Raw genomic sequence first — 20972 nt, 5'->3', positions numbered from 1 at the left:
TTTCCTCATTGTCCACAAAGTTATCCACAAAAACTGTGGATAAAAAATAAAAGTACTTAGTAAACCGTGACTTAGCCATAATGTTGCTGTTTTGCCTGAGGTTTATGTTGCGTTGCACGATTTTTGAGCAAAGTTTAGGCCGTGATAACGAAGTTGTGAACAGACAAACCTTACACATAAGGTATGTCCAATGCGGTCCACCGGAAGTAGCGTATTGTGCTTTGCAATATCGGTGGATAAGTTCAAAAAAATGCTTGATTTCGGCAAAAAATGCATCCTAAATACTTCACTTATGCACAGCGGCTGAGAAAAAACACGAATTTTTCTTCTCCTAGGAAGCATTTTCCAAGTCTTTGATTTTAAAGAGAAATAATTTTGAATTTTTGCCCGGTTTACGACGATGCGAAGCCAGAAGTCTATGCTTTCCGGGGATTAAGATTCCTTTGTCCACAAAGTTATCCACAAAAACTGTGGATACTTCAAAGCGCCCCAGTGAGGGCGGTATTTGCGCCCAGTTGCCGCAATAATTTTCTACTGTGACGGGATCCATGCAGGGCCTTTTCCACCATTGCATCCTTCAGATTGCGCTTGATACGCCGCTGAACGCGATTTTCGACTACCGCTGGCATTGCGACGCGGCAGAGCAGCCGCAGGTCGGCCAGCTGGCGCTGGTGCCATTCGGCCGCCGCGAGGTGATGGGCTTGATCGTCGGCGTGGCGGCCGAGACCGATGTGCCGGCCGAAAAGCTGAAGGACGCGCTGGCCGTGCGCAGCCAGCTGGGGCCGCTGTCGCCGGAATGGCTGGCGCTGGCCGGCTTTGCCGCCGACTATTACCAGCGTCCGCTGGGCGAGGTGGCGCTGCCGGGCTTGCCGAAGAACCTGCGCGTGCTGACCACGGTGGCGCTGGACCGGGCGCTGAAGAAGCTGGCCAAGCTGGACGCGCCGCACGACGGCACGCCGCTGAACATGCCGCAACTTAATCCGTCGCAGCAGGAGGCGGCGGACGCCATCGGCGGCGCGGTCGGTTTTAAGCCGACTCTGCTGTACGGCGTCACCGGCAGCGGCAAGACCGAGGTCTACCTGCAATCCTGCGCGCAGGTGCTGGCGCGCGATGCGGACGCGCAGATCCTGATCCTGGTGCCCGAAATCAACCTGACGCCGCAGCTCGAAGGCAATATCCGCGCGCGCTTCCCCGGCGTGATGCTGGCGACCTTGCACAGCAGCCTGTCCGAAGGCGAGCGCATGCTGCACTGGCTGGCCGCTCACCAGGGCAAGGCGCGCATTGTACTGGGCACGCGGCTGGCGATCCTGGCCTCGCTGCCGAACCTCAAGCTGATCGTCATCGACGAGGAGCACGATCCCTCGTACAAGCAGCAGGAAGGCCTGCGCTACTCGGCGCGCGACCTGGCCGTGTGGCGCGCCTGGCAGCTGGGCATACCCATCGTGCTGGGCTCGGCCACGCCGTCGCTGGAGAGCTGGCACCACGCCCAGTCCGGCCGCTACCGCAAGCTGGAGCTGCGCGAACGGGCCGTCAAGAACGCCGTGCTGCCGCAAGTGAAGCTGCTGGACATGGAGCGCGACAAGCCCAAGGACGGGCTGACGTCCCACTTAATCGCGGCGATCAAACAGCGCATGGAGCGCGGCGAACAATCGCTGCTGTTCCTGAACCGGCGCGGCTATGCGCCGGTGATCTGCTGCGAATCGTGCGGCTGGATCAGCGAATGCACGCGCTGCACCTCGTTCATGGTGCTGCACCGTCCCGAGCACCGGCTGCGCTGCCACCATTGCAGCCTGGAGATGCGCATCCCGCGCCATTGCCCGACCTGCGGCAACGTCGATCTGCAACCGCTGGGGCGCGGCACGCAGCGCGTGGAGGAAGGCTTGCAAGCCATGTTCCCGGAAGCGCGGGTGCTGCGCATCGACGCCGATTCCACCCGCAAGAAGGGCAGCGCCCAGGCCGCCTTCGAGACGGTGCACCGGGGCGAGGTCGATATCCTGATCGGCACGCAGATGGTGGCCAAGGGGCATGACTTTAAAAAGCTGACCCTGGTCGGCATCCTGAACCCGGATACGGCGCTGTTTTCGCAGGACTACCGCGCCAGTGAGCGCCTGTTCGCGCAATTGATGCAGGTGGCGGGCCGCGCCGGCCGTTCTGCCCAGACCGAAGGCGGCAGCGCCAGCGAGGTGCTGATCCAGACCCGCTACCCGCAGCATCCGCTGTACGGCGCGGTGGTGAACCACGATTACGACCATTTCGCCTCGGCCCTGCTGGAGGAGCGCGAACAGGCAGCGTTGCCGCCGTATCTGTTCCAGGCGCTGCTGCGGGCCGAGGCGCCGGAGCTGGCCACGGCCATCGAATTCCTGACCATCGCCCGCGATTGCGTCGAGCATCAGGGCATCACGATCAACGATCCGATTCCGATGAGCATGACGCGGGTGCACAACGTCGACCGCGCGCAGTTGCTGGTGGAATCGCCATCGAGGCCGATGCTGCAAGCGTTTCTGCGAGAGTGGCTACTCACTCTGCGGGAAATGAAGAGCCGCGTGAAGTGGTCGCTGGAAGTCGATCCGTTGGATATTTAACATCGGGGTCAGATCTGACATTCGGACACGGATTCAGCCGTCATCGCTCTTAAAGCATGAGCTCGTGTCCAGATGTCAGATCTGACCCCCATGGTTTAAAGCAAGAAGCGCTGGGCGGTGGCGACGATCTGCTCGGTCAGCGCGCGGGTGAACGGGGTGTCGAGGTTCCACGCGTGCCAGTTCAGCGCAACGTCGATGTGGTGGCCGGGCGCCAGGTCGACCAGGCGGTCGGCCGCCAGCGCGCCGGATACCTGGATCAGCGGCATCAGGCCGTACGCCAGGCTGCCGTAGATGCACTCGGTGGTGGCGGCCGACTGCGGCATGGTGTGGTGCGGATACGGGCCGTTCAGTTCCAGCACCGTGTGCAGGAAGCCGGTCATCATGTCCTGGTCGCTGACCACGGCGGGCGCCAGCCGCGCCGCATCCAGCGAGAATCCGTCGCCGAACCAGTGGCCGGCAAACGCCGGCGTGGCCACGCACACATAGCGCATCTTGCCCAGCGGCGTGACGTCCGGCCCGTTGGCGTGCTGGTCCGGGTGCTCCTGGGCCACGGCGATGCTGCCGAACACGCTGCCTTCCTGCACCAGGTGCAGCGCCATCCGCTGGTCGGCCAGCTGCACCTTCAACTGGCAGCGCGGCGGCGACAGCAAGGGCTGCAAACTCATGGGAAACCAGGTCGCCAGACTGGCCGCATCGACCGCCAGCGCAAGCTCCGGCATGCTCACCTTGTGACCCAGATCAATATCGAGCGCCGCTTCCATCAGCCTGACGTTGCGATGGTGCGACACCAGCCGCTGGCCCAGGCCGGTCGGCACGGCCGGCTGGCCGCGCACGATCAGCAAGCGGCCGGCGGCGTCCTCCAACGCCTTGATGCGTTGCGAAACGGCGGACTGGCTGATGCCCAGCGCCAAAGCGGCCTTTTCAAAGCTGCCCTGGCTGGCAACAGCGTCCAGCACGGCCAGTGCGCGGTAGTCGAGTGAGCCCATAAGCTGTACTTATATAAATTGGAAACGATAAGTGATACTAATACTCTTTTGCTTTTAAGTAAAACTCGATTACACGTATCGTGCGTGGTAAAACTTGCCTTTGGGCCGAATATGCCGTCCGGCCAAACGGTGTAGACTCTGGAAAATGAAAACGCTACGCACCGAAGTCGCCGTCATCGGCGCCGGCACCGCCGGCATGACCGCCTACCGCGCCGCCACCACCGGCGGCAAGAAAACCCTGCTGATCGAATCCAACGTCTACGGCACCACCTGTGCCCGCGTCGGCTGCATGCCGAGCAAACTGCTGATCGCGGCGGCCGAGGCGGCCCACGCGCTGCACGCGGCGCCGGCCTTCGGCGTGCATCCGGGTCAGGTCCGCATCGACGGCAAGGCCGTGATGGCGCGCGTGCGCAGCGAACGGGACCGGTTTGTCGGCTTCGTCGTCGAGAGCGTCGACGGCTATCCGGCCGAGGACAAGATCCACGGCCATGCGCGCTTCCTCAGCGCGACCCAGCTGCAAATCGACGATCACACGCTGATCGAGGCGGAGCGCTTCGTCATCGCCACCGGTTCCACGCCCATCGTGCCGGACGAATGGCGCGAGGCTGGCCCGCGCGTGATCACCAGCGACGAGGTGTTTTACTGGGACGACCTGCCGGCCTCGATCGCCGTGGCCGGCACCGGCGTCATCGGCCTGGAGCTGGGCCAGGCGCTGGCGCGGCTGGGCGTGCGGGTCACCGTGTTCGGCCGTGGCGGCAGCGTCGCCCAGCTCAGCGACCCGGACGTGCTGGACGTGGCGCGCCGCGCCATGGCCGACGAGCTCGACGTGCGTTTCGAAACCAAGGTGGTGCGCGTGGTGCAGCAGGGCGACGGCCTGGCCGTCACCAGCGAGGATGGCGACGGCGTGCAGCGCACCGAGCAGTTCAGCTACCTGCTGTCGGCCATCGGCCGGCGTCCGAACGTGCACAAGCTGGGACTGGAAAACACCGGGCTGGAGCGTGACCATCACGGCATTCCGCTGTACGACCAGCAGACCATGCAGTGTGGCAGTAGTTCCATCTTCATCGCCGGCGACGCCGACAACGAACGGCCGCAACTGCCGGAAGCGGCCGACCAGGGCCGCATCGCCGGCGACAACGCGGCGCGCTACCCGGCCGTGCAACCCGGCCTGCGCCGCACGCCGCTGACCGTCGCCTTCACCGAGCCGCAGATCGCGACGCTGGGCGCCAGCTACCAGGAGTTGTGCGCGACCTACGCCGGCCGCTTCGCAGTCGGCAAGGTGTCGTTTGAAAACCAGGGCCGCAGCCGCGTGATGCTGCAAAACAAGGGCATGCTGCGCGTGTATGCCGAACACGCCACCGGCCGCTTCCTGGGCGCCGAGATGATCGGCCCGCGCGCCGAGCACATCGGCCACCTGCTGTCCTGGGCCTGCCAGGCCGGGCTGACCGTCAGCGCCATGCTGGACATGCCCTTCTATCACCCGGTGGTGGAGGAAGGCGTGCGCACCGCCCTGCGCGACCTGGCGCACCAGCTGGCCAACGCCCCGGCGCACGACTGTGGCTGCATCGATTGCACGCCAGCGCCCTAGGCTCAAAATACAACAATCTCACACATTGTCACTAAAACCCCGTATGCTGCTGGCTCGATGGTTTTTTATCAACGGCAATGAAGATACGTAAAGTCACGGCAGCCGATCTGAAGCTGGGCATGCTGATACCGTGGAATGTGTACGGCGAAAACGGCGCCCTGCTGGTCCGCAAAGGGCATATGATCGCCAGCGCCAATCAGATCGATTATCTGGTCGAGCGCGGTTCGTTCGAGGACCACAGCGGGCAGTATGAAACAGCCCGCGAGCCGGACTCGGCACTGCGCAAGCTGAATGCCGCCAGCCTGGAGCTGCAAACACTGTTGCAAGCGGTGTCGCGCCGCGCCGCGCCGCCCGACCTGCGCCGCCGCCTGGACGAGGTGGCGCTGCTGGTCACCGATGCCGTGGCCGTCAATGCCGACGTGGCCGTTGCCACCATCCTGCACAATCAGCGCGCCGCGCCCTACGCCGTGCGTCATTGCATCGACACCGCCGTCGTCGCACAATTTCTGGCCAAGGCGAAGCAGCTGTCGCCGGAAGAGACCGCGAGCCTGACGCTGGCCGCGCTGACGATGAACGTCGCCATGCTGGAGCAGCACCAGCGCCTGCAGGACAGCCGCCTCGAACTGAGCGCCGCCGACCGCGCCGCGGTGCAAGCCCATCCCGAAGCCGGCGTGCAGTTGTTGCGCCTGGCAGGCATCGCCGACCAGGCCTGGCTGGACTGCATCCTGCATCACCATGAAAACGAAGACGGCAGCGGCTATCCGCTGCGCAAGTCGGGCGCGCAGATCCCGCCGCTGGCCCGGCTGCTGGCGCTGGCCGACCGCTACTGCGCCCGCGTGGCCGAGCGCGCCTGGCGCAAGACCATGACCCCGCACGCCGCCCTGCGCGACCTGCTGCTGGAATCGAACGTGACGGTGGACGGCAACCTGGCCGCGCTGCTGATACGCGAGCTGGGCATCTATCCCATCGGCACCTGGGTGCGCTTGATCAACGGCGAGATCGGCGTGGTGTCGCGCCGCGGCCTGCAGTCGACCACGCCGCATGTGGAATCGGTGATCGGCCCGCGCGGCGCACCGCTGGAGGTGTTCCTGCAACGCGATACGCGCGCCGAGATGCACGGCATCCGCGAGGTACTCAGCCTTGCGCAGCTGGCCACGCTGCAGGCGCCGCCGCTGCGCCTGGAGCAGGTGTGGGGCCGCAGCGCCGCCGTAGGCGAGTACTAGTTCAGCAGCGCGCCCAGCCGGCCTTGCTGCGCCAGGTCGCGCAGCACGCGGATGGTGTCGATATCCGACTCCTGGTAGGCGGAGCGGCGGAAATCGTCGTACATCGCGTTGGCGGCGTCGGTCGCCGCGTCATGGCCGTCGTCGTATTGGAAGCGCACGTACAGCGTGTCGGCGGTCGGCGTTTCGATGGTCATCGTCAGGCTCGATTGGCTGATGTCCTGCTGCGCCGCCACTTCGTAGCGCACCTGGCGCATCGGCTCCAATACCACGCGGTCTTCGATGACCAGCTTGCCGTAGGTCAGGCGGCGGCGGAAGCCGTTCTCGACGCGCTCGTCGATGACGCATTCGTCCAGGTGCGGCACGAACAGTTTCGGCGATTCGGCGCGCAGCACCAGGCCGCTCCACAGCTGTTCGAGGCTGAGCGCATCGATCAGCGGATTCAGCGGGTCGTTAATTTCAATTAAATGTTCGAATTTCATAGGGCAACCATGTTTAAGGCAGGCGCACGTGCGCCTCATCCCCGCATGGTAACGCAAATGACGCCATCGCTCCTGCGCCCGCTCAGGCGATGCCCTCATCCCAGTAGGGTTCCGGCCCGAAACGCCGGCTGAAGAAGTCGATGAAGGCCTGGCTCTTGGGCGGCAGGAAACGGCGGTTCAGGTAGACGGCGGAAATCACCGAATCGGTGGTCTGGTAGCCCGGCAACACCCGCACCAGCGCGCCGCTGCGCAACTGCTCCGCCACCAGCCAGGTCGACACCAGGCCGATGCCCAGCCCGGCGATGCCGGCGTCGCGCAGCGCCTCGCCGTTGTCGCTGCGGAAGCGGCCGCCCACGCGCAGCAGCAGCTCGCTGCCGTCGCGCTCGCGCAGCCGCCACGGGTTCATCGCTTGCAGCACCAGGCATTCGTGCTGCAACAGGTCGGCCGGCTGCTGCGGCACGCCGCGCCGGCGCAGGTAGTCGGGCGAGGCGCACAACACCAGCTTGCTCGGCGCCAGCGGCCGCGCCACCAGCGCCGAATCGCGCAGCGGGCCGATGCGGATGGCGACGTCGATGCCGTCCGCCGCCAGGTCGTGGGTGCCGTCGGACAGGCGCAGGTCCAGCTGCACGCCGGGGTGTTCGTCCAGGAATTGCGCCACCTCCGGCACGAGGTACAGCCGCCCGAACGTCACCGAGGCCGCCACCCGCAACAAGCCCTGCGGCTGGGCGTTGCCGTGGCCGACCGCCGCCGAGGCCTGCTCGGCCGCATCCAGCAGCGCCACCGCGTGTTCCAGGAACACTTCGCCGTCCTGCGTCACGGTGATCTGGCGCGTGGTCCGGTGCAGCAGGCGCGCGCCCAGCTGCTTTTCCAGCTGCGCCATGCGGGTGCTGGAGGCGGCCGGCGACAGGCCGAACTCGCGTCCGGCAGCGGACAGGTTGCGGGTCGCGCAAACCCGCACAAACAGCGCCACGTCAGTCAGGTCCAGAGCCATTTTATTGATTTAATGAAGAATGATTTCATCATTATGCCAATTATCAAACACAATGCGGCGATTCATACTGCGTCCATCAAAACTTTTATCTGGAGCAAACCATGAAAGCCATCGCCGTCACCAACACCGCCCTGCAAGATGTGGAAATCGCCGTGCCTGTCGCCACCGGGCGCGACCTGCTGGTCAAGATCGAAGCCGTCTCCGTCAATCCGGTCGACACCAAGGTGCGCGCCGGCGAAGCGGCCGACGCCGCCCCGCGCGTGCTGGGCTGGGACGCCGCCGGCACCGTGACCGCCGTCGGCCCGGACGTGACCCTGTTCAAGGTGGGCGACGCCGTCTACTACGCCGGCAGCATCGTCCGCCCCGGCGCCAACAGCGAATACCACCTGGTCGACGAGCGCATCGTCGGCCGCAAGCCGGCCAGCCTGGACTTCAACCACGCAGCCGCCCTGCCGCTGACCTCGATCACGGCCTGGGAAGCGCTGTTCGACCGCCTGGCGATCCGCCGCGACGGCGCCGATGCCGGCAAACGCGTGCTGGTGATCGGCGGCGCCGGCGGCGTCGGCTCGATCGCGATCCAGCTGGCCAAGCAGCTGGCCGGCCTGACGGTGATCGCCACCGCCTCGCGTCCGGAATCGGCCAAGTGGGTGCGTGAGCTGGGCGCCGACCACGTGATCGACCACAACGGCGACATGGCGGCGCAACTGCTGGCGCTGGAAATCGCCAGCGTCGACTACGTGCTGTGCCTGAGCGACACCGATCCGCACTTCGACGCCATCGCGCAAGTGGTCGCGCCGCAGGGCAAGGTGGTCAGCATCGTCCACAACACCGCGCCGCTGGACATGGACAAGCTGTTCGCCAAGAGCGTGACCTGGGTGTGGGAAATGATGTTCACCCGCTCGATGTTCGGCACGCCGGACATGATCGAACAGCACAAGCTGCTGGACGAAGTGGCAACGCTGATCGACGCCGGCAAGCTGAAGACCACGCTGGGCGAGGTGGTCGGCAAGATCAGCGCCGCCAACCTGCGCCGCGCGCACGAGGCGCTGGAAAGTCGCCGCACCATCGGCAAGATCGTGTTGTCGGGCTTCTGAGCGGCCGGGGGCTGTACAATGACTGGCTGTTCCCTAGCCAGATCGTTGCCTGATGTCCAAAGCCCCCCAATTCGGTCTTAATGTCCCGCAAAGCGAGGCCGTCATGTACCTGGACGGCCCCTGCCTGGTGCTGGCCGGCGCGGGCTCGGGCAAGACGCGCGTGATCACCCAGAAGATCGCCCACCTGATCGAGGACCGCGGCTACGATCCGCGCACCATCGCCGCGCTGACCTTCACCAACAAGGCCGCGCTGGAGATGCAGGAACGTATCGCCAAGCTGCTCAAGCAGCCTCGGCAGGCAAAGCAGCTGACCGTCTCGACCTTCCACTCGCTGGGCGTCAAGATCCTGCGCCAGGAAGCCAACGGCGTCGGCCTCAAGGACCGCTTCTCCATCATGGACAGCGACGATTGCGGCTCGCTGATCCAGGACATGGCGATCACCACCGACAAGCAGGTGGTGCGGCGCATCCAGACCGATATTTCGCTGTGGAAGAACGGCCTGGTCGACCCGGCCATCGCGCTGCACAACGCCAAGGACGAGGACGAGGCGCAATCGGCGCGCATCTACGCCAGCTACGTGGCGACCCTGTCGGCCTACCAGGCGGTGGACTTCGACGACCTGATCCGCCTGCCGGTGGAGCTGTTCCGCAGCAACGAGCCGGTGCGCGACAAGTGGCAGCGCCGCCTGCGCTACCTGCTGATGGACGAGTACCAGGACACCAACACCTGCCAGTACGAGCTGGTCAAGCTGCTGGTGACGGGCATCGGCAAGAAGCCGATGTTCACCGCCGTCGGCGACGACGACCAGGCGATCTACGCCTGGCGCGGCGCGTCGGTGGAAAACCTGAAGACGCTGCAAACCGACTTCCCCGACCTGCAGGTGATCAAGCTGGAGCAGAACTACCGCTCCACCACCCGCATCCTGCAAGCGGCCAACGCGGTGATCGGCAACAATCCCAAGCTGTTCGAGAAATCGCTGTGGTCCGAGCACGGCCTGGGCGAGCCGATCAACGTGCTGGGCATGGCCAACGACGACCAGGAGGCCGAGCAGGTGGCGATCATGATTTCGGCCGACCATTTCCAGCGCAAGAACAAGTGGTCCGACTACGCCATCCTGTATCGCGGCAACCACCAGGCCCGCATCATCGAGCAGACGCTGCGCAAGGAGCGCATCCCGTACACGATCTCCGGCGGCCAGAGCTTCTTCGACAAGGCCGAGATCAAGGACATCATCAGCTACCTGCGCCTGCTGGCCAACACCGACGACGACCCGGCCTTCATCCGCGCCGTGACCACGCCACGGCGCGGCGTCGGCCAGTCGACCTTGGAAACGCTGGGCACCTTCTCCGGCCAATGGCAGTGCTCGCTGTTCGAGGCGGTGTTCAAGGGCGGTATCGAGGGACTGTTGAACGACCGCCAACTGCTGCCGCTGCGCGAGTTCTGCAACTTCATCAACAACCTGGAAGCGCGCGCCAGCCGGCCCGGTCCGAGCGGCAGCGGCGACAACGCGGCGCAGGTGCTGGACGACTTGCTGGAAGCGATCAACTACGAATCCTTCCTCTACGATATGTTCGACGAGCGCGCCGCGCAGGCCAGGTGGCAGAACGTGCTGGAGTTCACCAACTGGCTCAAGGAGCGCGGCCGTGGCGGCAAGGACCGCGACAGCGAGGAGAAGAACGTGCTGGAGCTGACGCAGATGGTGGCGCTGATGTCCATGCTCGAAGGCCAGGACGAAGACCCGGACGCGGTGCGCATGTCGACCCTGCACGCGTCGAAGGGACTGGAGTATCCGCACGTGTTCCTGGTCGGCGTCGAGGAAGGCATCCTGCCGCACAAGGGCGATCCCGATGCGCCGGCCGAGACCATCGCCGCCCGCGTGCAGGAAGAGCGGCGCCTGATGTACGTCGGCATCACGCGCGCGCAGCGCACGCTGCAAATCACCTGGTGCAAGAAGCGCAAGCGCGCGGGCGAGCAGGTGCATTGCGATCCGTCGCGCTTCATCAAGGAGATGGAGCTCGACGTCGGCAACGCCGTGCCGGCCGAGTCCGAGGTGCTGACGCCGAAGGAGCGGCTGGCACGCATGAAGGAACTTTTAACCACACCGAAGACGTAATCGGACTGGCCTTGTGCTAGCATCGGCATGTGCCAATCTGGCGCGATTTCACCGGAGGTGACACTTGCGTACCCAGCTCATTGCGTCTGTTGTTCTCGCCTGCGCGCTGCTGCCTGCCGCCCGCGCCGCCGACATTGCCACCAAGGCCGAAGCGGAGGCGATGGTGCATAAAGCCTTGAAGTTCCTGAAGTCCAATGGCAAGGACAAAACCTACGGCGAAATCAGCAAGAAGGATGGCCAGTTCACCGACCGCGACCTGTACCTGACCGTGTACGGCCTGGACGGCGTGGTGCGCGCGCACGGCGCCAACGCCAAGATGATCGGCAAGAACCTGCTGGAAATTAAGGACGTCGACGGCAAGGCCTTCGTCAAGGAACGGGTCGAACTGGCGAAGAAAAAGCAGCCGTTCTGGCAGGACTACAAGTTCACCAATCCGATCAGCGGCCAGATCGAACCGAAGGCCATGTATTGCGTGCCGGAAGACGACATGGTGGTTTGCGGCGGGGTCTACCTCAAGTGAGGGGTAGAATGCGTGCTTTCCAGCAGGGAGTATGCCGTGAGCACCAACGAAGACCGCTTTATCGATATTGAAATCAAACTGGCGCACCAGGAGCACATCGTGGAGTCGCTGAACCAGCGCGTCTACGAGCAGCAGCAGCAGATCGACAAGCTCGAGCAGATGTGCGCGGCGCTGGTGCAGCATGTGCGCGACCAGGCGCAAGGCGGCGGAGGCGGCGGCGCGTTGGCGCACGAGCCGCCACCGCATTACTGATTACGCCAGCACTGCCCGCAACGCCTCGACCACGATCGCATGGTCTTCCGCCTGGCGCAGGCCGGAGACGGTGGCCGTGCCGATCAGTCCGACATTCTTGACCACCACCGGGAAGGAACCGCCGTAGGGCGCGTATTCTTTCGGGTCCAGGTACTTCACTTCCTCGAACGCCACGCCGCGATTTTTATAGTCCGTGCCGATATGAAACGAGCAGCGGCCGAAGCGCGTCACCACATTGCTCTTGCGGCGTATCCAGTCGGCCTGGTCCGGCGTCGCGCCCTGCATCGCATGGTGGAACAGCACCTTGCCGTTGACCGTCACGTTAACGGTAACGCTCTTGTCGCGTTGCCTGGCCAGATCGACCACCTTCAGACCCAGCGCCAGCGCGGTGTCGCTGGTGAAGGCGGTGAATTGCAATTCCTTTTCCTGCTGCGCCAGGGTTTCCAGCAGCTCGACATAATTTTCCATCGTTGATCCTCATCCGGTACAAGACGGCAGTGTAGCCGAGCTGCCCGGATTAGCGGAAGTCGAATCGCGGAGCTGCGGCCCTTTGCTCGGCCTTGGCTTGCCATGCGCGCGCCTGCGCCGCATCCGCCTTCAGGCCCAGTTCGCCCTTTTTGTAGGCGGTTGCCAGGCGGCGCATGGCGGCTTCGAAGTCCAGGTTGGCCGAGCGCAGGTACATGGCGGCGGCGGTCGCCGCGCTTTGCTGCACGCCCAGTCCGGCTTCGTGCAATGCCGCCAGGCGATACAGGCCATCCGCATTGTTTTGCGCGGCCGCCAGCTGGTACTGTACCGCTGCGCGGCCCAGGTCTTTGTCGACGCCCAGCCCATGCTCGTACAGGCCGCCCAGCGCAGCCTGGGCATTGCCGTTGCCTTGTCCGGCGGCGCGGATATACCAGTCGCGCGCGGCGACATAGTCTTGGGCGACGCCGCTGCCGGTTTCGTAGGCATAGCCCAGGTTGTTCTCGGCCACCGCGTTGCCGCTCTTGCTGGCGGCGCGCTGCCATTTCACGCCCTCGACCGGATCGGCGGCGACGCCGAACAGGCCGTGGGATAGCACCAGGCCCAGGCGGATTTGCGCGCCGACGTTGTTGTCGGCCGCCGCCAGGCGCAGGTAGCGCAAGCCTTCCTCGTTGTTCTGGGCGACGCCTTTGCCGGTCAGGTACATGGTGGCCAGGTCGCGTTCGGCGTCGGCGTTGTGCTTGGCGGCCGCCCGTTCCAGCCAATGCAGCGCCTGCGGCAGATCCTCGGCCACGCCTTTGCCGTACAGGTAGAACAAGCCCAGGTTGGCCTCGCCCCAGGTGTTGCCGCCATCGGCCGCCTTGCGATACCACTTGGCGGCTTCGGCCAGATCGCTCGGAACGCCGCGGCCATAGGCATGCAGTACGCCGATATTGCTTTCCGCCTGGTGGTCGCCCTGTGCGGCCGCTTTCAGATACCAGGCCATCGCCTCGGCATAATCCCTGGCGATGCCCTTGTCATGGTCATAGCGGTAGCCCAGCTCCAGCTGTGCCGTCGGGTTGCCGGCTTGCGCGGCTTTGCGATACCAGACTGTCGCCTCGGCCTGGTCCCTGGACGCGTCCGATCCGTTCGCCAGCCGATGGGCCAGTTCGAATTGCGCGTCCGCCAGGCTCTTGTCCAGCTTGGCGCGGAACTGCTCCAGGCTGGCCGCCTGATTGGCCGCGCCGTTGCTGTAGGCCTTGGCCAGCATGTACAGCGCTTCGGGATCGCCGGCCAGCGCGGCATCGTGGTATTGCTTCACTGCTTGCTGATCGACCTTGATCCGGGAGACGCCCTCCAGTTCCCACACGTACTGCATCTGTTGCCAGGCGCTGACGGGTTTGCCGTCTACGGTGCCCGGCTTGAAGCGGCACAGGCGCAGGCCGCCCATGGCCGCCTCGTCGAGCAGCGGGAAGCCGCTGGAGCGGACCAATTTGGTATCGACCACGCTGCCATCGGCGGCGATCAGGAAGGACAGGGTCACGGTGCCGGCTTGTTCCTTGCGCAGCGCTTCCTTGGGCCAGGCCGGTTTGGCGCAGCTATTGAAATCGGCGAATGGCTGAGTGCGCGTCTCAGCGGCATGGGCGGCCAGCGAGACCGTGACGCCGAGCGCCGCAGCCAGCAAGCGCCGGGTGGAAAAAGTCTGGCCCATAGCGTATCCTTAATGTTTCAAATTTGAAAACGGGCAGGATAGGCGGAAATTGCTTAGTTGTCTATTACCGGCAGGATAGGCGTGGCGTGTCGATTTTACGGACCGTCGTTCGTCGTAGCTTGCAGAGGGATGTCCTCTCACTCTCAGGAGATACGATCATGACTACGAATACTGTACAACTGCAACGGGTACTGAAGGCCAAGGCGGAGCGCGTCTACCGCGCCTTCCTGGATGCCGACGCGCTGGCCAAATGGCTGCCGCCGCATGGCTTCACCGGCAAGGTGCATGCGCTGGACGCCAGGGTGGGCGGCGGCTACCGCATGTCGTTCACCAACTTCACCACTGGCGGCGGCCATCACTTCGGCGGCGAGTACCTGGAGCTGGTGCCGAACCAGCGCCTGGTCTACACCGGCAAGTTCGACGATCCCAACCTGCCCGGCGTGATGCAGACCACCGTGACGCTGCGCGACGTGTTCTGCGGCGTCGAGCTGAAGGTGGTGCAGGAAGGCATACCGGCGGTGATCCCGACGGAAGCCTGCTACCTGGGCTGGCAAGAGTCGCTGGTGCTGCTGGCGCAGCTGGTGGAGCCGGAGATACGCGAGTAAAAAATATAGAGGATCGAAAAATTGGAGATATTCGCTGGACGCCGTGCTGTCGGACGTTGGCTTAAAAATATTCTGGCGCTGGTGGGCTTGTTGGCCCTGCTGGCAGGCGCGGCGCGGTTTTTACTGGGCTACTTCGGAGACCAGCCCTTCCAAACGAAGGAGATGCGCTCGCCTGATGGCAGGTACAAGGCGGTGCTGCTCAACGAGAATGGCGGCGGCGGCATTTCTCCCTATTGCATCGATACGGTCGTGGTCATACCCGCCGACGTGAAGGTCGATGCGCGCGACGATGCCCAGGTGGTCTACGTGGGCGGTTGCGGGAGCTTCCGTGATCCGGCGACCAATAATCTGCGCAACGGCCCGGATGTCAAATGGCTCGCGAGCAATCGCCTTGAGATTCGTTTTCCGCAAGAGAGCGTGGGCGGCGTCGCGGCGATGCGCCTGAAGCAGTATGCCGTCAAGGGCAGTGTGACCATCACCTACCGAATCGACAGCAGCTACTGATTGTCGGGCTCTCGGTCAATGCGTCGGGAGCAGACCAAAGACCTTGATGAGCAAGCCCACCGTGCCGAGGGCCGTGGTCAGGCAGATGCTTAGCAGGATACGGAAGTCCGTGGTGCGTATCTTCATCAGCTGCTCATGCACTCGAACGAACTCGTTGTCCACACGGGCGAAGCCAGCGCGCGTTTCCTCGCGTAGCCCCGATAGCGCTTGGCCTTGGTAGTCGATCGCCGTCTCAAGATGGGCAACGCGTTCGGCCATGCGGTGCTGTTCCTGCTGGGGCTGATTATTGCCGTTCATAGTGGGCTCCTCGGAGGCATCCACCACTTTACGCCAGCATGCCTGCGCAGCATAGAGCACACGATTGATACAGGTCTGAACGCTATAGCCGACCCGGCAGTGAAGGATTCGGTTAAGCTTGCCGTACTTTCAAAAAGGAGCGGTGAGCAGGCATGGGCAAAGGCAGGTTAGAAGCATTCAGCGACGGCGTCATCGCCATCATCATCACCATCATGGTGCTGGAACTGAAGGTGCCGCATGGCGCGGACTGGGCGGCGTTGCAGCCTTTGTGGCCGGTGTTCCTCAGCTATGTGCTGAGCTTCATCTACGTCGGCATCTATTGGAACAACCACCACCATCTGATCCACACCGTCAGCAAGGTCACCGGCGGCGCGCTGTGGGGCAATCTGCATTTGCTGTTCTGGCTGTCGCTGGTGCCGTTCGTGACGGGCTGGATGGGCGAGAACCATTTTGCCGCGTTGCCGCTGGCCTGCTATGGCTTCATCCTGTTCATGTCCAGCTCCGCCTACTTCATCCTGGCCAAGTGCCTGGCGGTCAATAACGAAGCACTGCGGATTGCGCTGGGCAAGGACCGCAAGGGCAAGCTGTCCTCGCTGCTGTATTTGGTCGGCATCGGCTTGTCGCTGGTCGAACCGATGGCCGGTTTCGCGGCCTACGTGTTCGTCGCGATGATCTGGTTTATCCCGGATCGCCGCTTCGAGCAGCGCTAGCTTGCTGGCTTAAGACCTTCTGCCTGGCCTTGCTGAGCGACTCCACCGCGCGGCGATACGATTCCGTCACCAGTTCGGCCAGATAATCGGCCGGGAACTTGCTCACGTCGACGATGGTCACCCAGTGAAAGCGTCCCATGTAGCGCGCCGGTTTCACACCCGGCACGTCGGTCAGCTCCAGGAAGCGGTCCGGCGTCACGCGCACGCTGAAGCGCCAGCGCTCCGGCTCGCTGGTCTTGAAGTAGGCGAAGGTCTTGTCCCCGACCTTGTAGACCAGGATATTGGACGGCTCGCCGTGCAGGGTTTCCACCACGCCGGGGTATTGCTGGCAATGTCGTTTCAGCTGTTGGGTGTTCATTTCTGCGGTGATGTTGCAACGGAACCTCAGTGTAGCTGTAAAAATGCCAATTCGACAAAGCATTCTTCGGAAAAAGCCCCGGCTTTCCAACCAAGTGCAGTGCAGCATTTTTTGCCAGTGACTGCCGCCATATCACCCTGATATCATCTTGCGCTTCCATGCTGCGCTTAGGCGCGTCAGCATTTTCCCTCGGCGTTTAATGAAAGATGTCACCATGTCCCGTCCTCAAGTGCTCGTAATCGCGGCCGCCCTCGGCCTGGCCTTCTCCCAGACCGTGCTGGCCGCACCTGCCTCCGCCGCTGCGCTGGCCGGCAACCCGCTGGCCGCCGCCAGCACGCTGCCGTTCCACTATCCGGCATTTGACAAGATCAAGGACGAGCACTTCCAGCCGGCCTTCGCCGAAGGCATGCGCATCCAGCTGAAGAAAATCGCAGCGATCGCCGACAACAAGAAGCCGGCCACGTTCGAGAACACCATCGTCGCCATGGAAAAATCCGGCGAGCTGTTGACCCGCGTGCAAACCACCTTCGGCAACCTGCAAGGCGCCAACACCAATGACAAGCTCGACGCGATCGATAGCGAGATGTCGCCCAAGCTGGCCGCCCACAGCGACGCCATCTACCTGAACGCCAAGCTGTACGCCCGCGTGAAATCGCTGTACGACAACCGCGACAAGCTCAAGCTCGATGCCGAATCCAAGCACCTGCTGGAACGCTACCACACCGATTTCGTCCGCGCCGGCGCCAAGCTGTCCAACGCCGACAAGGAAAAACTCAAGACCATCAACGGCGCCATCGCCACCCTGCAAACCACCTTCACCCAGAACGTGCTGAAGGAAACCAACGCCTCGGCGCTGGTGGTCGACACCCGCGAAGAACTGGCCGGCATGACCGACGCCGCCATCGACGCCGCTGCCGCAGCGGCCAAGGCCAAGGGCATGGACGGCAAGTTCCTGGTCGCCCTGGTCAACACCAGCGGCCAGCCGCCGCTGGCCGTGCTGACCAACCGCGCCGTGCGCGAACGCCTGATGGCCGCGTCGCTGACGCGCGGCAGCCACGGCGGTGAATTCGACAGCCGCGAAGTGGTGCTGAAAATCGCCAAGGCGCGCGCCGAGAAAGCCACCCTGCTGGGCTACGCCAACTTCGCTGCCTACTCGCTGGAAGACCAGACCGCGCACGACACCGCCGCCGTCAACAAGCTGCTGGGCGAACTGGCCAAGCCGGCCGTCACCAACGCCAGGAAAGAAGCGGCCGACCTGCAAGCCGTGGTCGACGCCGACAAGGGCGGCTTCCAGATCGACGCCTCCGACTGGGCCTTCTACACCGACAAGGTGCGCGCCCAGCGTTTCGCCTTCGACGAGAACCAGCTCAAGCCTTACTTCGAACTGAACAACGTGCTGACCAACGGCGTGTTCTACGCCGCCGGCAAGCTGTACGGCCTGTCGTTCAAGGAGCGCAAGGACCTGCCGGTGTACAACCCGGACGTGCGCGTGTTCGATGTGTTCGACGCCGACGGCAAGCAACTGGCCATCTTCCTGGCCGATATGTACGCCCGCAGCAACAAGCAGGGCGGCGCCTGGATGAACGAGTACAGCTCGCAATCGTCGCTGCTAGGCACGCACTCGGTAGTGGCCAACCACCTCAACATTCCGAAGCCGCCGGCCGGCGAGCCGACGCTGCTGACCTACGACGAAGTCAAGACCGCCTTCCATGAGTTCGGCCATGCGCTGCACGGCATGTTCTCCAACGTCAAGTACCCGCGCTTCTCCGGCACCAGCGTGCCGCGCGACTTCGTCGAATATCCGTCGCAAGTGAACGAGATGTGGGCCGTGTGGCCGGAAGTGCTGGCCAACTACGCCAAGCACTACAAGACCGGCGCGCCTATGCCGAAGGAACTGCTGGACAAGGTTATCGCCTCGAAGAAATTCAACCAGGGCTTCCTGACCACCGAATACCTGTCGGCCTCGCTGCTGGACCAGCGCTGGCACCAGCTGACGCCGTCGCAGATCCCGACCGACGTGCTGGGCTTTGAAGCGGCATCGCTGAAGGACATGGGCGTGGACTTCGCGCCGGTGCCGCCGCGCTACCGCACCACCTACTTCTCGCACAGCTTCTCCGGCGGCTACTCGGCCGGCTACTACGCCTACCTGTGGTCCGAGAAACTGGACGCCGACACCGTCGAATGGTTCAAGGAAAAAGGCGGCCTGAAACGCGAAAACGGCGACTGGTTCCGCGCCAAGCTGCTGTCGCGCGGCGGCACCGACGATGCGATGAATCTGTTCCGCAACTTCCGCGGCCGCGATCCGATCATCGAGCCGCTGCTGGACCGTCGTGGCCTGAAATAATATAAACCGTTTATAAGAAAAACCAGATGAACACCAACCTTAACCTGCTGCTCGCCGCCGGCGTGGCGGCCGTTTGCGGCGTCGCGCACGCGGCCGAGCCAGCTTCCATGCTGCCGGCCAGCAATGCCTTCGCCAAGGCCAGCACGCTGCCGTTCGGCTACCCGCCGTTCGACCAGATCAAGAACGAGGACTACGGTCCGGCCTTCGCCGAAGGCATGCGCATCAACGCCGCCGAGATCGACGCGATCGCCAACAACAAGCAGCCGGCCACGTTCGCCAACACCATCGTGGCGATGGAGAAATCCGGCCAGCTGCTGTCGCGCGTGTCCAGCGTGTTCGGCAACCTGTCCGGCGCCAACACCAACGACAGCTTCAAGGCGCTGGAGCGTGAGCTGTCGCCGAAACTGGCGGCCCACAGCGACGCGATCCGCCTCAACGCCAAGCTGTACGCCCGCATCAAGTCGCTGTACGACAAGCGCGCCAAGCTGCACCTGGACGCCGAGTCGCTGTACCTGCTGGAACGCTACAACACCGACTTCGTGCGCGCCGGCGCCAAGCTGTCCAGCGCCGACAAGGAGAAACTGAAGGCGCTCAACGGCGAGCTGGCCCAGCTGTCCACCAGCTTCGCCCAGAACGTGCTGGAAGAAGCCAACGCCTCGGCGCTGATCGTCGACACCCGCGAAGAGCTGGCCGGCATGTCGGACAAGGCGATCGACGCCGCAGCCGCCGCCGCCAAGGCGCGCGGCCTGGACGGCAAGTTCGCGATCCCGGTGGTCAACACCACCGGCCAGGCCAACCTGGCGGTGCTGACCAACCGCGCCGTGCGCGAACGGCTGATGGCCGCCTCGCTGGCGCGCGGCAGCCACGGCGGCAAGTACGACAACACGCAAGTGGTGTTGAAGACGGCCAAGCTGCGCGCGGACAAGGCTGCGCTGCTCGGTTATGCCAACTTCGCCGCCTACTCGCTGGAAGACCAGACCGCGCACACGCCGGAAGCGGTCAACAAGATGCTGTCCGAGTTCGCCCGCCCGGCCGTCGCCAACGCCAAAAAAGAAGGCGCCGAGATCCAGGCTGTGATCGACAAGGAACACGGCGCTGGCGGGAATAAATTCCAATTGGCGGCGCAGGACTGGTCCTTCTACAGCGACAAGGTGCGTGCCGAGCGCTTCAACTTCGACCAGAACCAGCTCAAGCCCTACTTCGAACTGAACAACGTGCTGACCAACGGCGTGTTCTTCGCCGCCAACAAGGTCTACGGCCTGACGTTCAAGGAGCGCAAGGACTTGCCGGTCTACGATCCGGACGTGCGCGTATGGGACGTGTTCGACGCCGACGGCAAGCAGCTGGCCATCTTCATCGGCGACTACTACGCCCGCAGCAACAAGCGCGGCGGCGCCTGGATGAATGCCTATGTGTCGCAGTCCAAGCTGATGGGCACGCATCCGGTGATCGCCAACCACCTCAACATTCCGAAGCCGAACGCCGGCGAGCCGACGCTGCTGACCTACGACGAACTGCGCACCGCCTTCCACGAGTTCGGCCACGCGCTGCACGGCATGTTCTCCGACGTCAACTATCCGCGCTTCTCCGGCACCCGCGTGCCGCGCGATTTCGTCGAGTTCCCGTCGCAGGTCAACGAGATGTGGTCGGTCTGGCCCGAGGTGCTGGCCAACTACGCCAAGCACTACCAGACCGGCGCGCCGATGCCGCAGGAACTGCTGGACAAGGTGATCGCCTCGAAGAAATTCAACGAAGGCTACCGCACCACCGAGTACCTGGCCGCCTCCATCCTGGACCAGAAATGGCACCAGCTGGGCGCGTCGCAGATCCCGGCCGATGTGCTGGGCTTTGAAGCGGCCGCGCTGAAGGCCGCCGGCGTCGACTACGCGCCGGTGCCGCCGCGCTACCGCACCACCTACTTCTCGCATGTGTTCGCGGGCGGTTACTCGGCCGGCTACTACGGCTACCTGTGGTCGGAAAAGCTCGATGCCGACACCGTCAACTGGTTCACCGAGAACGGCGGCATGCTGCGCAAGAACGGCGACCGCTTCCGCAAGATGTTGCTGTCGAAAGGCGGCACCATGGACGCGATGCAGATGTTCCGCAGCTTCCGCGGCCGCGATGCGCAGATCGAACCGCTGCTGGAGCGCCGTGGCTTGACCGAAAAGTAAGCC

20 protein-coding genes are annotated in these 20972 nt (G+C 63.9%); 12 read left to right on the top strand and 8 right to left on the bottom strand.

Translation table 11 applies throughout. The features are described from left to right. Positions 1–331: 331 nt before the first annotated feature. Entirely contained in the window at positions 332–550 is a 219-nt protein-coding gene (locus RUGAMON1_RS14640; RefSeq protein WP_445231206.1) for a hypothetical protein, read from the bottom strand. On the opposite strand from RUGAMON1_RS14640, the gene RUGAMON1_RS14635 reads away from it, so the two are divergent. After that, positions 549–2582 carry a primosomal protein N' gene (locus RUGAMON1_RS14635; RefSeq protein ID WP_445231205.1) on the top strand — a complete coding sequence of 678 codons (2034 nt, stop codon included), beginning with the start codon at positions 549–551 and terminating at the stop codon, positions 2580–2582. The genes RUGAMON1_RS14640 and RUGAMON1_RS14635 overlap by 2 nt on opposite strands. Before the next feature lie 95 nt (positions 2583–2677). Here the strand turns inward: RUGAMON1_RS14635 and RUGAMON1_RS14630 are convergent, their stop codons facing one another. After that, positions 2678–3568 carry an ArgP/LysG family DNA-binding transcriptional regulator gene (locus tag RUGAMON1_RS14630; RefSeq protein WP_445231204.1) on the bottom strand — a complete coding sequence of 297 codons (891 nt, stop codon included), beginning with the start codon at positions 3566–3568 and terminating at the stop codon, positions 2678–2680. A gap of 145 nt (positions 3569–3713) precedes the next feature. Here RUGAMON1_RS14630 and RUGAMON1_RS14625 point away from each other — a divergent pair, with 145 nt between their 5' ends. Both RUGAMON1_RS14625 and RUGAMON1_RS14620 read left to right on the top strand, forming a co-directional pair. Further along, complete coding sequence (locus tag RUGAMON1_RS14625; protein WP_445231203.1) at positions 3714–5156, top strand: dihydrolipoyl dehydrogenase; 1443 nt, start codon at positions 3714–3716, stop codon at positions 5154–5156. A 77-nt stretch (positions 5157–5233) separates the two neighbouring features. Further along, positions 5234–6379 (top strand): HD-GYP domain-containing protein, encoded by a 1146-nt coding sequence (locus RUGAMON1_RS14620; protein ID WP_445231202.1) that lies wholly within the window; start codon positions 5234–5236, stop codon positions 6377–6379. Here the strand turns inward: RUGAMON1_RS14620 and RUGAMON1_RS14615 are convergent. Both RUGAMON1_RS14615 and RUGAMON1_RS14610 read right to left on the bottom strand, forming a co-directional pair. Further along, on the bottom strand, positions 6376–6858 hold the full coding sequence (locus RUGAMON1_RS14615) for an SRPBCC family protein (RefSeq protein WP_445231201.1): 483 nt from the start codon (positions 6856–6858) through the stop codon (positions 6376–6378). The genes RUGAMON1_RS14620 and RUGAMON1_RS14615 overlap by 4 nt on opposite strands. A gap of 82 nt (positions 6859–6940) precedes the next feature. Then, entirely contained in the window at positions 6941–7849 is a 909-nt protein-coding gene (locus RUGAMON1_RS14610) for a LysR family transcriptional regulator (protein ID WP_445231200.1), read from the bottom strand. 101 nt (positions 7850–7950) lie between these two features. On the opposite strand from RUGAMON1_RS14610, the gene RUGAMON1_RS14605 reads away from it, so the two are divergent. The 4 genes from RUGAMON1_RS14605 to RUGAMON1_RS14590 all read left to right on the top strand — a co-directional run bounded on the left by RUGAMON1_RS14605 (position 7951) and on the right by RUGAMON1_RS14590 (position 11828). Further along, positions 7951–8943, top strand: coding sequence for a zinc-binding alcohol dehydrogenase family protein (locus RUGAMON1_RS14605; protein ID WP_445231199.1), 993 nt, complete (start codon positions 7951–7953; stop codon positions 8941–8943). A 52-nt stretch (positions 8944–8995) separates the two neighbouring features. Then, positions 8996–11056, top strand: coding sequence for a UvrD-helicase domain-containing protein (locus RUGAMON1_RS14600; RefSeq protein WP_332853891.1), 2061 nt, complete (start codon positions 8996–8998; stop codon positions 11054–11056). 64 nt (positions 11057–11120) lie between these two features. Next, positions 11121–11576, top strand: a complete 456-nt coding sequence (locus tag RUGAMON1_RS14595; RefSeq protein WP_445231198.1) for a cache domain-containing protein — start codon at positions 11121–11123, stop codon at positions 11574–11576. 36 nt (positions 11577–11612) lie between these two features. After that, the gene (locus RUGAMON1_RS14590; protein ID WP_020703788.1) at positions 11613–11828 is read left to right on the top strand and encodes a SlyX family protein; all 216 of its coding nucleotides are present in this window, start codon (positions 11613–11615) and stop codon (positions 11826–11828) included. On the opposite strand, the gene RUGAMON1_RS14585 is transcribed toward RUGAMON1_RS14590, so the two are convergent. Both RUGAMON1_RS14585 and RUGAMON1_RS14580 read right to left on the bottom strand, forming a co-directional pair. Next, on the bottom strand, positions 11829–12296 hold the full coding sequence (locus tag RUGAMON1_RS14585) for a heme-degrading domain-containing protein (RefSeq protein WP_445231197.1): 468 nt from the start codon (positions 12294–12296) through the stop codon (positions 11829–11831). A 49-nt stretch (positions 12297–12345) separates the two neighbouring features. Continuing rightward, on the bottom strand, positions 12346–13980 hold the full coding sequence (locus RUGAMON1_RS14580) for a TonB family protein (protein WP_445231196.1): 1635 nt from the start codon (positions 13978–13980) through the stop codon (positions 12346–12348). A 158-nt stretch (positions 13981–14138) separates the two neighbouring features. Here RUGAMON1_RS14580 and RUGAMON1_RS14575 point away from each other — a divergent pair, with 158 nt between their 5' ends. Both RUGAMON1_RS14575 and RUGAMON1_RS14570 read left to right on the top strand, forming a co-directional pair. Beyond that, positions 14139–14585 (top strand): SRPBCC family protein, encoded by a 447-nt coding sequence (locus tag RUGAMON1_RS14575; protein WP_445231195.1) that lies wholly within the window; start codon positions 14139–14141, stop codon positions 14583–14585. Positions 14586–14606: 21 nt separating this feature from the next. Beyond that, complete coding sequence (locus RUGAMON1_RS14570) at positions 14607–15089, top strand: hypothetical protein (protein WP_445231194.1); 483 nt, start codon at positions 14607–14609, stop codon at positions 15087–15089. 15 nt (positions 15090–15104) lie between these two features. On the opposite strand, the gene RUGAMON1_RS14565 is transcribed toward RUGAMON1_RS14570, so the two are convergent. After that, positions 15105–15386, bottom strand: a complete 282-nt coding sequence (locus tag RUGAMON1_RS14565; protein WP_445231193.1) for a hypothetical protein — start codon at positions 15384–15386, stop codon at positions 15105–15107. Positions 15387–15538: 152 nt separating this feature from the next. Between RUGAMON1_RS14565 and RUGAMON1_RS14560 the strand changes: the two genes are divergently transcribed. Then, complete coding sequence (locus RUGAMON1_RS14560; RefSeq protein ID WP_445231192.1) at positions 15539–16096, top strand: TMEM175 family protein; 558 nt, start codon at positions 15539–15541, stop codon at positions 16094–16096. Here RUGAMON1_RS14560 and RUGAMON1_RS14555 read toward each other — a convergent pair. Next, positions 16065–16454, bottom strand: a complete 390-nt coding sequence (locus RUGAMON1_RS14555; RefSeq protein ID WP_445231191.1) for an MmcQ/YjbR family DNA-binding protein — start codon at positions 16452–16454, stop codon at positions 16065–16067. The two genes, RUGAMON1_RS14560 and RUGAMON1_RS14555, sit on opposite strands and share 32 nt — an antisense overlap. Positions 16455–16668: 214 nt before the next feature. On the opposite strand from RUGAMON1_RS14555, the gene RUGAMON1_RS14550 reads away from it, so the two are divergent. Together RUGAMON1_RS14550 and RUGAMON1_RS14545 are read left to right on the top strand one after the other, a co-directional pair. After that, the gene (locus tag RUGAMON1_RS14550; RefSeq protein WP_445231190.1) at positions 16669–18798 is read left to right on the top strand and encodes a M3 family metallopeptidase; all 2130 of its coding nucleotides are present in this window, start codon (positions 16669–16671) and stop codon (positions 18796–18798) included. 26 nt (positions 18799–18824) lie between these two features. Next, positions 18825–20969 (top strand): M3 family metallopeptidase, encoded by a 2145-nt coding sequence (locus RUGAMON1_RS14545; protein WP_445231189.1) that lies wholly within the window; start codon positions 18825–18827, stop codon positions 20967–20969. The last annotated feature ends 3 nt before the right edge of the window (positions 20970–20972 follow it).

It is taken from the genome of Duganella rhizosphaerae (assembly GCF_040364205.1).
In the GTDB taxonomy this organism is placed as follows: Bacteria; Pseudomonadota; Gammaproteobacteria; order Burkholderiales; family Burkholderiaceae_D; genus Rugamonas; species Rugamonas rhizosphaerae.
The sequence above is the reverse complement of the archived record's forward strand: the minus strand, read 5'-3'. Positions and strand labels throughout refer to the sequence as shown.